Source organism: Xanthomonas sp. BRIP62409 (genome assembly GCF_003992965.1).
Classification (GTDB): Bacteria; Pseudomonadota; Gammaproteobacteria; order Xanthomonadales; family Xanthomonadaceae; genus Xanthomonas; species Xanthomonas euroxanthea.
This window is the reverse complement of the sequence record NZ_QEZJ01000012.1, coordinates 32,130-47,091: the sequence shown is the minus strand read 5'-3', so window position 1 is coordinate 47,091 and position 14,962 is coordinate 32,130. Positions and strand designations below refer to the sequence as shown.

At 67.0% G+C, this 14,962-nt stretch carries 14 protein-coding genes and 1 pseudogene; 11 read left to right on the top strand and 4 right to left on the bottom strand.

Annotation, left to right across the window (positions count from 1 at the left end; all coding sequences use genetic code 11):
- Positions 1-69: 69 nt before the first annotated feature.
- From ahpF to EO170_RS02505, 5 genes and pseudogenes are all read left to right on the top strand, one after another.
- The gene (gene ahpF, locus EO170_RS02525) at positions 70-1,662 is read left to right on the top strand and encodes an alkyl hydroperoxide reductase subunit F (protein WP_126942302.1); all 1,593 of its coding nucleotides are present in this window, start codon (positions 70-72) and stop codon (positions 1,660-1,662) included.
- Positions 1,663-1,740: 78 nt separating this feature from the next.
- Positions 1,741-2,682: a LysR substrate-binding domain-containing protein gene (locus tag EO170_RS02520; protein ID WP_024940621.1), complete on the top strand. Its 942-nt coding sequence runs from the start codon at positions 1,741-1,743 to the stop codon at positions 2,680-2,682.
- A gap of 394 nt (positions 2,683-3,076) precedes the next feature.
- A pseudogene (rnk, locus tag EO170_RS02515) lies at positions 3,077-3,518 on the top strand (nucleoside diphosphate kinase regulator); the annotation flags it as partial.
- A 56-nt stretch (positions 3,519-3,574) separates the two neighbouring features.
- Positions 3,575-4,543 (top strand): transaldolase, encoded by a 969-nt coding sequence (gene tal, locus EO170_RS02510; RefSeq protein ID WP_104585047.1) that lies wholly within the window; start codon positions 3,575-3,577, stop codon positions 4,541-4,543.
- Positions 4,544-4,939: 396 nt separating this feature from the next.
- Positions 4,940-5,509, top strand: a complete 570-nt coding sequence (locus tag EO170_RS02505) for a type 1 glutamine amidotransferase family protein (RefSeq protein ID WP_126942299.1) — start codon at positions 4,940-4,942, stop codon at positions 5,507-5,509.
- 351 nt (positions 5,510-5,860) lie between these two features.
- Here EO170_RS02505 and msrA read toward each other — a convergent pair whose 3' ends face one another.
- Both msrA and EO170_RS02495 read right to left on the bottom strand, forming a co-directional pair.
- Positions 5,861-6,511 (bottom strand): peptide-methionine (S)-S-oxide reductase MsrA, encoded by a 651-nt coding sequence (gene msrA, locus EO170_RS02500; protein ID WP_104585043.1) that lies wholly within the window; start codon positions 6,509-6,511, stop codon positions 5,861-5,863.
- An 82-nt stretch (positions 6,512-6,593) separates the two neighbouring features.
- A complete protein-coding gene (locus tag EO170_RS02495) occupies positions 6,594-7,109 on the bottom strand; it encodes an SgcJ/EcaC family oxidoreductase (protein ID WP_126942295.1) in 516 nt (171 codons plus the stop codon).
- Positions 7,110-7,233: 124 nt separating this feature from the next.
- Here EO170_RS02495 and EO170_RS02490 point away from each other — a divergent pair, with 124 nt between their 5' ends.
- Genes EO170_RS02490 through EO170_RS02480 form a run of 3 tightly spaced genes read left to right on the top strand, consistent with a single transcriptional unit; the run spans position 7,234 to position 10,309 of the window.
- Entirely contained in the window at positions 7,234-7,941 is a 708-nt protein-coding gene (locus tag EO170_RS02490; RefSeq protein ID WP_104585039.1) for a response regulator transcription factor, read from the top strand.
- Positions 7,938-9,848, top strand: a complete 1,911-nt coding sequence (locus tag EO170_RS02485) for an ATP-binding protein (RefSeq protein WP_126942292.1) — start codon at positions 7,938-7,940, stop codon at positions 9,846-9,848. The genes EO170_RS02490 and EO170_RS02485 overlap by 4 nt, the downstream gene beginning before the upstream one ends.
- The gene (locus EO170_RS02480) at positions 9,845-10,309 is read left to right on the top strand and encodes a response regulator (protein ID WP_104585035.1); all 465 of its coding nucleotides are present in this window, start codon (positions 9,845-9,847) and stop codon (positions 10,307-10,309) included. The genes EO170_RS02485 and EO170_RS02480 overlap by 4 nt, the downstream gene beginning before the upstream one ends.
- A gap of 92 nt (positions 10,310-10,401) precedes the next feature.
- Here the strand turns inward: EO170_RS02480 and EO170_RS02475 are convergent, their stop codons facing one another.
- Positions 10,402-10,632: a DUF2007 domain-containing protein gene (locus EO170_RS02475; protein WP_039409981.1), complete on the bottom strand. Its 231-nt coding sequence runs from the start codon at positions 10,630-10,632 to the stop codon at positions 10,402-10,404.
- A gap of 1 nt (position 10,633) precedes the next feature.
- A complete protein-coding gene (locus EO170_RS02470; protein WP_126942289.1) occupies positions 10,634-11,275 on the bottom strand; it encodes a glutathione S-transferase family protein in 642 nt (213 codons plus the stop codon).
- A gap of 315 nt (positions 11,276-11,590) precedes the next feature.
- Here EO170_RS02470 and EO170_RS02465 point away from each other — a divergent pair, with 315 nt between their 5' ends.
- The 3 genes from EO170_RS02465 to EO170_RS21420 all read left to right on the top strand — a co-directional run bounded on the left by EO170_RS02465 (position 11,591) and on the right by EO170_RS21420 (position 14,790).
- Positions 11,591-13,330 carry a glutamine--tRNA ligase/YqeY domain fusion protein gene (locus EO170_RS02465; protein WP_126942286.1) on the top strand — a complete coding sequence of 580 codons (1,740 nt, stop codon included), beginning with the start codon at positions 11,591-11,593 and terminating at the stop codon, positions 13,328-13,330.
- Between the two features lie 217 nt (positions 13,331-13,547).
- Positions 13,548-14,477, top strand: a complete 930-nt coding sequence (locus EO170_RS02460; RefSeq protein ID WP_104649468.1) for a DMT family transporter — start codon at positions 13,548-13,550, stop codon at positions 14,475-14,477.
- 61 nt (positions 14,478-14,538) lie between these two features.
- On the top strand, positions 14,539-14,790 hold the full coding sequence (locus EO170_RS21420; RefSeq protein WP_126946864.1) for a hypothetical protein: 252 nt from the start codon (positions 14,539-14,541) through the stop codon (positions 14,788-14,790).
- Positions 14,791-14,962 lie beyond the last annotated feature (172 nt).

Below are 14,962 nucleotides of genomic sequence, written 5' to 3'. Positions count from 1 at the left end.
TCCTCCCCGGCGACCTGCCCCACCGCAGCGACGCCACGCCCTCCCCTTGCCCATTCCCAGGAGTTCTCCATGTTGGATGCCAACCTCAAGACCCAGCTGACCGCCTACCTGGAACGGGTCACGCGGCCGATCCAGATCAATGCCTCGATCGACGACAGCGCCGGCTCGCGCGAAATGCTCGACCTGCTCGAGGACCTGGTGCTGCTGTCGGACAAGATCAGCCTGGACATCCACCGCGACGACAACCAGCGCAAGCCTTCGTTCGCGCTGACCACGCCCGGTCAGGACATCTCGCTGCGCTTTGCCGGCCTGCCGATGGGCCACGAGTTCACCTCGCTGGTGCTGGCGCTGCTGCAGGTGGGCGGGCACCCGTCCAAGGCTGCCGCCGACGTGATCGAGCAGGTGCAGCATCTGGATGGCGACTATCAATTCGAGACCTATTTCTCGCTGTCGTGCCAGAACTGCCCGGACGTGGTGCAGGCGCTGAACCTTGCCGCCGTGCTCAACCCGCGCATCAAGCACGTGGCCATCGATGGCGCGTGGTTCCAGGACGAGGTAGAAACCCGCCAGATCATGTCGGTGCCCACCGTGTATTTGAACGGCGAGTTGTTCGACCAGGGCCGCATGACGCTGGAGCAGATCGTCGCCAAGCTCGATACCAATGCGGCCAAGCGCGATGCCGCAAAAATCGCTGCGAAGGACGCGTTCGACGTATTGGTGGTCGGCGGTGGCCCGGCCGGCTCGGCAGCGGCCGTGTACGCCGCACGCAAGGGCATCCGCACCGGCGTGGCCGCCGAGCGTTTCGGTGGCCAGGTGCTGGACACCATGTCGATCGAAAACTTCATCTCGGTGCCGGAAACCGAAGGCCCGAAGATGGCTGCCGCGCTCGAGCAGCATGTGCGCCAATACGACGTGGACATCATGAACCTGCAGCGCGCCGAGCAGCTGATCCCGGCCGGTGCCGATGGCCTGATCGAGATCAAGCTGGCCAATGGCGCCTCGCTCAGGAGCAAGACCGTGATCCTGTCCACCGGCGCGCGCTGGAGGCAGATGAACGTGCCGGGCGAAGACCAGTACAAGAACAAGGGCGTGGCCTATTGCCCGCATTGCGATGGCCCGCTGTTCAAGGGCAAGCGCGTGGCGGTGATCGGCGGCGGCAATTCCGGTGTCGAGGCCGCGATCGATCTGGCCGGCATCGTGGCGCATGTCACGCTGGTGGAGTTCGACGACAAGCTGCGCGCCGACGAAGTGCTGCAACGCAAGCTGCGCAGCCTGCACAACGTGCGCATCATCACCAGTGCGCAGACCACCGAAGTGCTGGGCGATGGGCAGAAGGTCACCGGCCTGGTCTACAAGGACCGCACCGGCGGCGACATCCAGCAAGTCGATCTGGAAGGCGTGTTCGTGCAGATCGGCCTGCTGCCCAACACCGAATTCCTCAAGGGTTCGGTTGCGTTGTCGCCACGCGGCGAGATCATCGTCGACGATCGCGGCCAGACCAATGTTCCGGGCGTGTTCGCGGCCGGCGACGCCACCACGGTGCCGTACAAGCAGATCGTGATCGCGATGGGCGAAGGTTCCAAGGCTGCGTTGAGCGCGTTCGACCACCTGATCCGCTCCAGCGCACCGGTCAGCGCCGACAACGTCGCCCAGGCTGCGTAAGCGCACTCGAGTCAGCGCCCGGCCCGGCCGGGCGCTACGCTCCAGGCGTCCCCGTCACCGCAATGAGGGCTGCTGCACATGAATCTGCGTGACCTGAAATATCTGGTCGCCCTGGCCGACCACAAGCATTTTGGCCGTGCCGCGACGGCGTGCTTCGTCAGTCAACCGACGCTGTCCACACAGATCAAGAAACTTGAGGACGAACTTGGCGTCCCGCTGGTGGAACGTGCACCGCGCAAGGTGATGCTGACCCCGGCCGGCCGCGAGGCGGCGATGCGCGCACGCGGCATCGTGGCCGAAGTGGAACAGATGAAGGAAGCCGCACGGCGCAGCCAGGATCCGGAAGCGGGCACGGTACGGCTGGGCATCTTTCCCACCCTGGCGCCGTACCTGTTGCCGCATGTGGTGCCGCGGATCCGCGAGCGCTTCCCGCGCCTGGAACTGCTGCTGATCGAGGAAAAGAGCGATCAGCTGGTGCACCAGCTGCGCGAAGGCCGCCTGGATGCGGCGCTGCTTGCGCTGCCGTTGCAGGATGAGCAGTTGCATGCCGAATTCCTGTTCGAGGAACCCTTCGTGCTGGCCGTGCCGGAAGGTCATCCGCTGTCGCGCCATGACAGCATGACGCTGGACGATCTGTCCGAGCAGCGGCTGTTGCTGCTGGAAGATGGTCACTGCCTGCGCGAGCAGGCGCTGGATGTCTGCCATCTTGCCGGCGCCCTGGAAAAATCCGAGTTCCAGGCCACCAGCCTGGAGACGCTGCGCCAGATGGTGGCCGCCAACGTCGGTGTGACCTTGCTGCCGCTGCTGGCGGTCAAGCCACCGGTCGCACGCTCGGAGAACATCCGCCTGATCCGCTTCCGCGAGGACAAGCAACCCAGCCGCCGCATCGCCATGGCCTGGCGCCGCAGCTCGGCCATGACCGCGTTCCTGGAGCAGCTGGCGCAGTTGTTCAAGGAGTTGCCGGAGAGCCTGTTTACGCTGGACCAGCCGGCGACGGGTCCCAAGGCGGTTGCGGCCTAGGAATCGGGAATCGGGAATCGGGATCGTGTCACGGCTGCGGTCGCTTGGCGTGATGCGTTTTCACCTGTTAGTGGACAGAAGCGACGCGCAAGCGTCGTTTTTTGTTTGGCCGCTGGTGACGATGTGATGCATCTGGACACGGCCGGCAGCTGCGGCGTCATTGACGTGCGACGGACTTCATCCCGTCGCAGGGCGCTGACGCGCGCGGCGTGTGCTGACGCATTGCCGCGCTTGCCTGATCCCTGGCCACGGCCCGAAACGCGCGGTGCCGCGCCGGCCTCAACGGTGGCATGCGCTGCCCCATCTCGCCATGCATTGCGATCGGGCAGGGGCGCCCTCATCTGGTGAGTGACGCTCACCATGTCGGCGAGCGGTAGTCGTCAAGGAGATTGCCATGACTTCGCAGCACCACAGCGGCTTGCCGCCGTCCATCCTGGTTTCCAGCCATGACCTCGCCCGGCTTGAGGCCTTGCTCGATTCCCCCGCATTCAACAAGCACCCGGCCGCCACCGCGCTGAGTGACGAACTGGGCCGTGCACGCGTCGTGCCGCCCGACCAGATTCCCGGCGATGTCGTCACCATGCACTCCCGCATCGATTGCGAAGATGAGCTGCATGGCGAACGGCATACGCTCACCCTTGTGTATCCGCACGAGGCCGATGTGCAGCACGGCCGCATCTCGGTGCTTGCGCCGGTCGGCAGTGCGCTGCTCGGCCTATCGGTCGGCCAGAGCATCGACTGGCGCACGCCCGACGGGCGCAACCTGCGTCTGCGCGTGAGCGCCGTGCACGATCAACATGCGCTGGCCGGCGCCTGACTTCCCACGCCAGGCGCGCTACCGTAGCGCGCTGCGTCCTATCCACGACCCGTTCCACGATTCGAGAGAACCCGCATGACTGCATCTCCTTCCAAGCTTGCCCAGCTGCGTGACCTGTCCGTCGTCGTTGCCGACACCGGTGACTACGACGCCATCAAGCGTCTGAAGCCGGTTGACTGCACCACCAATCCCACCCTGGTCAAGAAGGCTCTGGACCTGCCGGTCTATGCCGATCTGATCGAGCGCGAACTGGCCTGGGGCCGCGAACATGGCGGCGAAGACCGCACCGCCACCGTCAACGAAGTGGCCGACCGCCTCACCATCGGTGTCGGCGTCAAGCTGGCCGAACTGGTGCCGGGCCGTGTCTCCACCGAGGTCGATGCCGACCTGGCGCACGACACCGAGGCGACCATCGCCAAGGCGCGCAAGTTCATCGCGATGTATGCCGAGCGTGGCGTGTCTAAGGACAAGATCCTGATCAAGATCGCGGCCACCTGGGAAGGCATCGAAGCCGCCCGCCAGCTGCAGCGCGAAGGCATCGACTGCAATCTGACCCTGATCTTCAACCGCTCGCAGGCGCTGGCCTGTGCCGAGGCCGGCGTGTTCCTGATCTCGCCGTTCGTGGGCCGGATCCTGGACTACTACGTCGCCCAGGGCCAGACCCCGGCCAGCATCGACGAAGACCCGGGCGTGGTGTTCGTGCGCACGGTCTACAACGAGTTCAAGCAGCGTGGCTCGTCCACCGTGGTGATGGGCGCCTCGTTCCGCTCCACCGCGCAGATCGAAGCGCTGGCCGGTTGCGATCGCCTGACCATCTCGCCGGAGCTGCTGGAAAAGCTCGATGCCGAACACGGCCAGCTGCCGCGCAAGCTCTCGCCTGCGCAGGCCGACAACGCGCAGATCACCCCGATCGACAGCGACCGCTTCGCCACCGACCTGGCGGCCGACCCGATGGCCACCGAAAAGCTGGCCAGCGGCATCGACGCCTTCGCCAAGGATCTGCAGGCACTGCGCAAGACCATCACCGACAAGCTCGCCGGCTGATTGCAGCGCCACGGGTCGCACCGACGACGCCTGCAGCCTCCTGGCTGCAGGCGTTTTGATTTGCATCGTCTGGCTGCGCGACATGCTGACGCCACGACGCGTGGCGATGCCGGCCGATCGATGGCTTTCTCGAAGGCGAATACGCCCGTTCCACCGCGGCCATTCTCGCCCAGCTCGGCGTGCGAGACTGGCGCGGGAACTGCATCCGGCCAAGGGTGGACTTGCCGGGCATCGCTGAGCGTGCGGGCATGTTGACGCCTGCGCGGCCGCCGCCGGGCTGCCAAGCGTCTGTTTGGTCTGATCGAAGAGCACATCGACGTCGCTCTCCACACATCGCTTACACCCGCGCAACTCGCACTGCCTAGAATCCGGGTTCCTCAACTGGCGTAGCGGACAATGGCAAACATTGCAGTGGTGATGGTCGACGGCGTGGCCGACTGGGAAATTGGCATCGTCCTGCCGGCGGCGCGCGAATGGTTCGGCGACCAGGTCGCCATCGCCAGCATCGATGGTCAGCCGGTGCAGTCGATCGGCGGGCTGCGCATCAGCCCGGACTTCGCCCTCTCCGATCTGGCGCCGCTGGATGCCGATCTGTGGATCCTGCCCGGCAGCGAGCGTTGGCAAGCCGGCGAAATCCCCGGACTGAGCGGCCTGCTGGTCGAGCGCGTGCAGCACCAGCGCCCGGTCGCCGCGATCTGCGGTGCCACCATCGCCCTGGCCTATGCCGGCCTGCTCGACGAACGCGCGCATACCAGCAACGCGCTGGCCTTCCTGCAGGAACATGTGGTGCCGTACGCCGGTGCTGCGCAATACCGGCACGAAAAGGTGGTGACCGCCGATGGCGTGATCACCGCGCCCGGCACCAGCCCGGTCGGCTTCGCGCTTGCCTGCATGCGACTGCTGCATCCGGAACGCACCGACATGCTGGCCCAGTTGCGCGGCATGTTCGCCGGTGAGTTCGTCTGATCCAGCGGATTCAGTCGCCCCTGGCGCATTGGCTGCACTGGGGCGCATTGGCTGCGCTGACTGGATGGAGCGGGTCGCCGCACCGATCCATTGCACCGATTGGCCGTCGGGATTGACCGCAATGATCCGCCGGGCCGGTTCGCCGCTCGGCCACCCGCAGCGGTGCCGGCGCGTCTTGCGTACGCCCCACACAAAAAGATGGCCACGTCGTCTCCGACGTAGCCATTCGAGTTGCCTGGCATGCACTCCCATGCGCTGCCTGATCGTGAGAACGCTGCCGGTCACTGTTGGCCATCGGCACGCCGCCACGATCACGTGGATGACAGCGCTTCAATCCGGCCCGCCTTTCCGTCAGGCATCCAGCCCGATCGGGCAGCTCACTCCCGTTCCGCCAAGCCCGCAATAGCCGTTGGGGTGCTTGGCGAGATACTGCTGGTGATCGTCTTCGGCGTAATAGAACGTGGGCGCCGGGAAACGGATCTCCGTGGTGATGGCGCCATACCCGGCGGCGTCCAGCTGCTGCTGGTACGCATCGCGGCTGGCAAGCGCGGCGTCGTATTGCGCCTGTGTCGTGCAATAGATCGCCGAGCGGTACTGCGTGCCCACATCGTTGCCCTGCTGCATGCCCTGGGTGGGGTCGTGGCTTTCCCAGAACGTGCGCAGCAGTTGCGCGAACGACACCTTCTCTGCGTCATAGACCACCAACACCGCCTCGGTGTGGCCGGTCTGCCCGGAACACACTTCGCCGTAGGTGGCGTTGGGTGTTTCGCCGCCGGCATAGCCCACTGCCGTGGTGTACACCCCTGGCAGGTTCCAGAACTTGCGTTCTGCACCCCAGAAGCAGCCAAGCCCGAATTGCACCTGGGCCAGGCCGGTGAATTCCCCGCGCAACGGATGGCCGTTGATCAGGTGGGTGTTGTGGAGCGGTAGTGCCTGCTCGCGTCCGGGTAACGCCTCGCCCGGACGTGGCATACGTTGTTTGAAAGCGCCGATTCCCAGCATGGTGCAACTCCGCAATCGTGAGGATTGCCTGCTGGATGGCGCCGGCCGTAGCGGCTTTCAAGCCACTACGACCGATGCGGCATCACTTCCTGGTCAACGAGGCGGTGGCGGTGTCCACTTCCGGCATCGCCGAGCTGTGGTGGTTGATGATCAGCCACTTGCCGTCGCGCTTTTCGTACACGAAGGTGTAACGCGCCTGCACCTTGCTCTTCTTGCCGTCCTTGTCGGTCAGCGTGAAGGTATAGACGCCGGCATCCACTGCGCTGTCGTCATCGAGCACGCGCACGGTGCGGTAGTTCACCACGCCCTGCGGCTTCTTGGTCAGGAACATCTCGAAGTACTTTTCGATCTGCGCGCGCGAGGCGCGTACCTCGTTGGAGACGGTCGGCAGCAGCACGCCGTCCGGAGCGTACAGATCGGCCACCTTGTCCGGATTGCCGGTGGCCAGCGCCGCGTTCCAGGTGTCGAACAGGGACGCGACTTCGCGTTCTTCGCCGCCTGCCGGCAACGTGGCCTTGTCGGTGTAGTGCATCACGCCGCCAGCCAGCGCCGGGGTGGCAGCCAGAGCCAGAACCAGAGAGAACAGAGTGCGACGCATGGGAAATCTCCGTGTGGTGGATGGGGGTGCCTCATCGGGCAAGCGCAGTATCGAAACCAAGCGGCCCCAACAATTCTGCCGGGTGGCATATACTCAAATATGCTGATCGGCCTAGAGCAACCCTATGGAAACCCCTACGAATGCTGGCGATTGGCGCCTGACGCTGCGACGCGAGGCATCCGACAGCGCACGCTGGCAGGCGCTGTGGGAGGCGGCGGTGGCGCTGCGCCAGGCACAGACGCCGGAGCAGGCCTGCGACGCGGTGCTGGGCCGGGTGCTGCTGTTGCTGGGCCTGGAACATGGCGCGGTGCTGGCACAGCGCGGGCCGCGTGCGCAGGTGCTGGCCAGCCGCGGCCGCGCATTGCCGCCCGGAGCCAGCGCGGCCGGCGACAGCCATGAGGCCGCATGGCTGATGCCGCCGCGCCCGGCCGATATCCGCGAGGCCAAGATGCCGATCCATGCGCTGGGCAGCACCCTCGGCATGCTGTGCGTGGCCTGGAACGACAACCGTCCCGCCCCCGGCAACGATGACGTCCAGGCGCTGCAGGCCTTCGCACTGCTGCTGCCGGCGATGGTGGCCGAACCGGCCAAACCGCTCGCCACGCGTCGGCGCAAGCCGGTGCAGGACGACCGCCTCGGTACGCTCAGCAAGCGCGAGAAACAGGTGCTGTCACTGCTGCCGCGCGGCCTCACCAATGCCACCCTGGCAGCTGAACTGGGGATTTCTCCCGGCACGGTCAAAGTGCATGTGGAGCGAATCCTGCAGAAACTTGAGGTAAAAGATCGCACCCAGGCCGCGGTGTACGCGGTCCAAGCCGGACTCGCGCTATGAATGCAGTGGCGGTGCGTTGGAACGATTGGCCGATCACCCGCAAGAGCCTGGCGGTGGTGACCCTGCCTTTGCTGCTGCTGGCGGTCGCGTTGATGGCGATCTACAGCGTGGAGCGGCAGAACATCGCTGCCGAAAACGATGTGCGGCAGACGCTGGAAGTGCTGAGCGATCTGTACGAAGCCCACGCGCTATTGGCCGAAACCGCAGCCGGCGTGCGCGGCTATCGGCTGGTGCGCCGCGATGAATTCCTCACCCCGTACCGCGATGCCGAGCCGCGCCTGCAACAGGTGGCCGAGCGACTGTCGCAACGCATCACCGACCCGGGGCAGGCGCAGCGGTTCGCGCGCATCAAGCCCTTGTTTGCGGAAAAGATGCAGGGCTGGCGCCGTCTGCTGGCGCCGGATCTGAGCCGCAAGGAAGAGATCCGCCAGCTGTGGGACGGCAAGTACAAGCTCGACATCCTGCGTGCCGAACTGCGCGAACTGCGCAATTACGAAACCGCGCAATTGCAGGTGCGTACCGCCAAGGCGCAAGGGCTGCGCCAGCGCAACCTGATCATCACCCTGAGTGCGGCAATGCTCGGCGGCCTGGGCGCGGTGTTTGCGGTGGCGTGGTTTGCCTCGGCGCTCTCCGGGCGCCTGCGCACGCTGGCCGCCAACGCCGACCGGCTGGGCGAAGGCCTGCCGCTGGCACCACAGCCGCGTGCCGGCGATGAGCTGGGCCAGGTCGGTCAGCGCCTGGCCCAGGCCAGCGAGCTGCTCGCCGCACGTGCGGCCGAAGCGCAACTGGCGCGGCGCGAGGCGGAAACCGCCAACCGCGCAAAGACCGAATTCCTGTCGCGCAGCAGCCACGAATTGCGCACGCCGCTCAATGCGATCCTGGGCTATGCGCAGGTGCTGGAAATGGATCTGCCCGAACCCGGGCACCGCCGTCATCTGCAGCATATCCTCGGCGCCGGCCGGCACCTGCTGGGGCTGATCACCGAGCTGCTGGACATCGCGCGCATCGAGGCCGATCAACTGGACCTGAGCCCGGAGCCGATCTCGGTGCGTGCGGCCGTCCACGAGGCCCTGGGCCTGATCGCGCCGGACGCGGACAAGCACGGCATCGCGCTGCAACCGGCGGCCATCGACGGGCCGTGGACGGTGCGCGCCGATGCGCAGCGGCTGCGCCAGGTGCTGCTCAACCTGCTGTCGAATGCGGTCAAGTTCAACCGCACCGGCGGCCAAGTGCAGGTGAGCGCGCAGCCGGACGGCGAGCAGGTGCGCATCACGGTCGCAGACCAGGGCGCGGGCCTGACGCCGGCGCAGATCGAGCGGCTGTTCACGCCGTTCGAGCGGCTGGGTGCAGAGCGCTCGGCGGTGGAAGGCACCGGGTTGGGCCTGGCACTGAGCAAGCGGCTGATCGAGGCGATGGGTGGGCGCATCGGCGTGGACAGCAGCCGCGATGGCGCACGCTTCTGGATCGCGCTGCCGCAGGGCGAACCGCAGCGCCGCGAGCCGGCGCGCGCCAGCGTGCCGCCGAGTAACACGGGCAGCGGCGTGTGCCGGCTGCTGAGCATCGAGGACAACCCGTCCAACCAGGCCCTGATCCGCACCCTCAGCGAACGTCGCCCGCAATGGCAGCTGCTGGAGGCGGCCAGCCTGGCGCAGGCGCGCGAACTGCTGCAGCACGGTGTCCCGGACCTGATCCTGCTGGACCTGCATCTGAGCGATGGCAGCGGCGAAGACCTGCTGCGCGAGCTGCAGGCGCAGGCGGCCACGGCTGGCGTGCCGGTGGTGGTGATCAGTGCCGATGCCACCTCCGCCACCCTGGCGCGCGTCGGCAACCAGGGCGTGCGTGCGTATCTGACCAAGCCGCTCGACGTGGCGGAATTCTTCACTGTGATCGACGGACTACTGGCATGACACGCGACGAAATCCTCGGCTCGCGCATCCTCATCGTCGACGACGAGCCGGCCAATGTGCGGCTGCTCGAAGACCTGCTGCAGCGCGAAGGCTTCCAGCAGGTCATCGCCACCACCGACCCGCTGCGGGTGATGGGGCTGGTGTCGGCATTCGCGCCCGACCTGATCCTGCTGGACCTGAAGATGCCCGAACTCGACGGCTACGCGCTGCTGGAACAACTGGCGCGGCTGTCCGATCCGGGCCACTTCCTGCCGGTGATCGTGCTCACCGCCGACCCCAGCCGCAGCGCGCGCCATCGCGCCCTGGGCCTGGGCGCCAAGGACTTTCTGACCAAGCCGCTGGACACCTTCGAGGTCGCGCTACGGGTCTGGAACGTGGCCGAAACCACCGTGCTGTTCAAACGCCTGCGGGCGCTGGCGGCGCCGGAGGCCGCGCCGCCCGGGTGGCGTCAGCCAGGATGATGGGTGCACGTCGTAGGAGCGCACCGGGGCGCGACGAGGCTTTCCCGGTAACGCCCGTCGCGCCCGGGTGCGCTCCTACGACTGGTGCTGCGCTACAGCGCGCGGGTGACCTCGCCGCACAGGCCGATGTCTGCCAGCACCGCCTGCGCCTGGCTCAGGTGCAGGTCGGCCACGCAGACCTGCAGCACGCCGAAGGCGGGCAGCTCGCCGGCACCGCCCAATAGCGATTCGCCGAACACGAAGGCGGTGATGCCGGCATCTTCCAACGCGTGCTTGGCCAGGTGCGCGTCGATGATGTGGCTGGCGCGGTACGCGATCTGCATGTCAGCCGCGCTCCAGGCGTTCGCGCTCGGCGCCCTGCGTCCACTCGCGCAGTGCCGGCAGCGCATCCAGCGCGGCCAGGTAATCCCCGGCAGTCTCGAACAGTGGTACGCCGTAGCTGGCAAAACGCAACGCGACCGGGGCGAACATGGCATCGACAATGCCGAAGTCGCCACACAGGAACTGCCCGGCATGGCCGTGCTCGGCGCGCAGGCTGGCCCATAGCGCCTGGATGCGGGTGATGTCGCGCTCGGCGGCCGCGTCCCAGTGGGCGGGGCCGGGCTGACGAGCAAGGTTCATTGGCAGCTGGGTGCGCAACGCGACGAAGCCCGAATGCATCTCAGCCGCAGCCGCGCGCGCCTGCGCCCGCACGGCCAGGTCCACGGGCCAGCCGCGACCGTCTAGCCAGCGCTCGTTGACGTACTCGCAGATCGCCAGCGAGTCCCAGACATGCAGGGCGTCGTCCCACAGCACCGGCACCTTGCGCGTCGGCGAATAACCGGCAATGCGCGCCTGGAACTCGGGCGTGTCCAGCGGCAGGCGGACTTCTTCGAACGGTACCTGGAAGTGCCGCAGCAGCAGCCACGGGCGCAGCGACCAGGAAGACAGGGTCTTGTCGCCGATCACCAGGCGGGGCAAAGGCATGCGCTGCTCGCTGCAGAAGGTCGGCGCAGCGTACGCGTCGGGGCCGGCGACCGCCAGCCGTGGCCGATCGGGCGCTCCCGGCCCGCCTTCACCCACCGGCGCGACCGTCTCGCCGACAGCCACATGTTTCAGCCAATAGCGGACTTGAGCAGGCCCATGGCCCCACCGGGTGGCGTTGGTGGCACCGGCCAACGGGCCTGCTGGCGCTTCACGCCACAGCGGAAAGCACCGGCCCACCACGCAACATCCCCCGCCGCCTACCCCTAAACCGGTGCCACCGCCTAAACTTGCGGTTTACCTATTGCTGATGCGCGCATGTCCGAGACCCTAGCCACCGACGCCACCGCCCCGGCGGAGAAGAAAGACTTCATCCGCCAGATCGTCCGCGAGGATCTGGCCAGCGGCAAGCACACGGTCATCCGCACCCGCTTCCCGCCCGAGCCCAACGGCTATCTGCACATCGGCCACGCCAAGGCGATCTGCCTGGATTTCGGCCTGGCGGCCGAATTCGGCGGGCTGTGCAACCTGCGCCTGGACGACACCAACCCGGCCAAGGAAGACCCCGAGTTCGTGGTCGCCATCCAGGACGACGTGCGCTGGCTGGGGTTCGAATGGGCGCAGCTGCGCCATGCCTCGGACTACTTCGAGGTGTACTACCTGGCTGCGGAAAAACTGATCCGCGACGGCCATGCCTTCGTCTGCGACCTGTCCGCCGAACAGGTGCGCGAGTACCGCGGCACGCTGACCGAGCCCGGCCGCAATTCGCCGTTTCGCGAGCGCAGCGTCGAGGAAAACCTGGACCTGTTCCGGCGCATGCGTGCCGGCGAATTCCCCGATGGCGCGCGCACCCTGCGCGCCAGGATCGACATGGCCAGCGGCAACATCAACCTGCGCGACCCGGCGCTGTACCGCATCAAGCATGTCGAGCACCAGAACACCGGCAACGCCTGGCCGATCTACCCGATGTACGACTTCGCGCATTCGCTGGGCGATGCGGTGGAAGGCATCACCCATTCGCTGTGCACGCTGGAATTCGAAGACCACCGCCCGCTCTACGACTGGTGCGTGGACAAGGTGGACCTGGCCGCACATCCGGAGCTGCTGCAGCCGCTGCTGGACAAGGGCCTGCCGCGCGAGGCCGCCAAGCCGCGCCAGATCGAGTTCTCGCGCCTGAACATCAACTACACCGTGATGAGCAAGCGCAAGCTCACCGCGCTGGTGGAAGAACAGCTGGTGGATGGCTGGGACGACCCGCGCATGTACACGCTGCAGGGCCTGCGCCGGCGCGGCTATACGCCGGCGGCGATGCGCCTGTTCGTGGATCGTGTGGGGATCAGCAAGCAGAACTCGCTGATCGATTTCTCGGTGCTGGAAGGCTGCCTGCGCGAGGACCTGGATGCGGCTGCGGCGCGCCGCATGGCGGTGGTCGACCCGCTCAAGCTGGTGCTGACCAACCTGCCCGAGGGCCACGCCGAGACGCTGCAGTTTTCCAATCACCCCAAGGACGACAGCTTCGGCACGCGCGAGGTGCCGTTTGCGCGCGAGCTGTGGATCGAGCGCGAGGATTTTGCCGAGGTTCCGCCCAAGGGCTGGAAGCGTCTGGTGCCCGGTGGCGAGATTCGCCTGCGCGGCGCCGGCATTGCGCGCGTGGACGAGGTGATCAAGAACGCTGCGGGCGAGATCGTCGAGCTGCGCGGCTGGCTGGACCCGGAATCGCGTCCGGGCATGATCGGTTCCAACCGCAAGGTCAAGGGCACCATTCATTGGGTCAGCGCCGCACATGCGGTGGAAGCGGAAATCCGCCTGTACGACCGTCTGTTCTCGGTGGAAAAGCCCGATGACGAGTCCGAAGGCAAGACCTACCGCGACTATCTCAACCCGGAGTCCAAGCGCAGCGTGCGCGGCTATGTGGAGCCGAGCGCGGCGCAGGCGGCGCCCGAGCAGTCGTTCCAGTTCGAGCGCACCGGCTACTTCGTTGCCGATCGCCGCGACCACAGCGCCGCCACGCCGGTGTTCAACCGCAGCGTGACCCTGCGCGACACCTGGGCCAAGTGAGTCGGAACCGCGCCGGGGGCCAGCCATCCGGCGCGGATATGGCGGCAGGCAGCCAAGCCGGCCTGGCTGGCGCGATCGGCCGCTGATGGCTGTCACCGCAAATAGGCAAGCAGCGCGAAGCCACCGCAGCGCGGTGTCTTTTGAAGTAATGAACAAGCGCAATGGAGACTGCGTGCCGCACTTCATTGCATGGCGCATGGCATGAAGGAGCAGCACGATGCGTGAGCGCTTGATGGTCGGTGTTGCCTGCGGCATCGGTGCAGGCGCGTTATGGGGACTGGTGTTTCTGGCGCCGCAGTTGCTGGCGGCATTTACGCCGTTGCAACTGGCCGTTGCCCGTTATCTGTCCTATGGCGCGGTCGCCGCCCTGGTACTGGCACCGCGCGCGCGGCAGACCGCTGCACGGCTGGGGCGGGCCGAATGGTGGGCGCTGGTGCGTCTGAGCCTGCTGGGCAACCTGATCTATTACGTGCTGCTCGGCAGCGCGGTGCAGTGGGCCGGCAGCGCGGCGACCGCGCTGATCATCGGCCTGTTGCCGGTGGTGGTCACCGTGATCGGCACGCGCGCCGCAGGCGCGGTGCAGCTGCGACGCCTGGCTGCGCCATGCGTGTTGTGCGTCATCGGCGTGGCGCTGGTCGCCCTGGACACCTTGCAGCACGATGCCGGTCACCACGCCAGCGATCGCGCCACCCGCATCGCCGGCCTGCTTTGTGCGTTCGGTGCGCTGGCGTCGTGGTCGGCCTATTCCATCGGCAATGCGCGCTGGCTACGACGGCGGCCGGACCTGTCCGGGGGCGATTGGTCGCTGCTGACCGGCGTGGTCACCGGCGCATTGGCACTCCTGCTGGCGCCGGCTGCCCTGCTCGGCAGCGCACCACATGCGCCGATCGACTGGGCGGGTTTCTGGGGCATTTCGCTGTTGCTGGGCATCCTGGCCTCGGTGATCGGCAACGCCTTGTGGAACCGGGCCAGCCGCGTGCTGCCGCTGACCCTGGTGGGCCAGATGATCGTGTTCGAAACGGTCTTTGCGCTGCTGTACGGCTTTGCCTGGGAAATGCGCCTGCCCACGCCGCTGGAGCTGGCCGCCATCGCCTGCCTGCTGGTCGGCGTGCTGTGGTGCGCAGCACTGCATGCGGAAGCGAAATGACGCCGGCGGCTGATGCGCGTAGCGGCCTAGATTGCAGGCTGTGCCCGTCAGGAACGCCGCCATGTGTCTCCCCCAACCATGTTCACGCCCGCCTGCAAACACGCTGCGCAGCGCGGTGTTTTCGCTGTCGATCGGCCTGGCGGCCTGCTCGCCGCAGCCGCCCGCCTCGACCGCGGTGACCCCGGCCGAGGTGTTCTGCACGCTGCTTCCGGGCCGGTCAGAGGACGATCTGCCCAGCGATCGCCGCGACGAAAGCATGCAGCAACTGGACCTTGCCACCCGCTGCAACCGGGCACTGCGCAGACAGCGCTGACTGCACCGACGCCGCAGGCGTGTTCCGGCCACGCGCCCGCCACAGCCGGCCCATCGGGCACAACGCGCGCAGGCCCCGGCGCCCCGGATGTGTGCCGGTGCCCAGGTCCAGCCGCACTCCACGCAGCAGGGGCTTACCATGGCCGTTCACCTGTCCTGATCGGAGCGGCCGC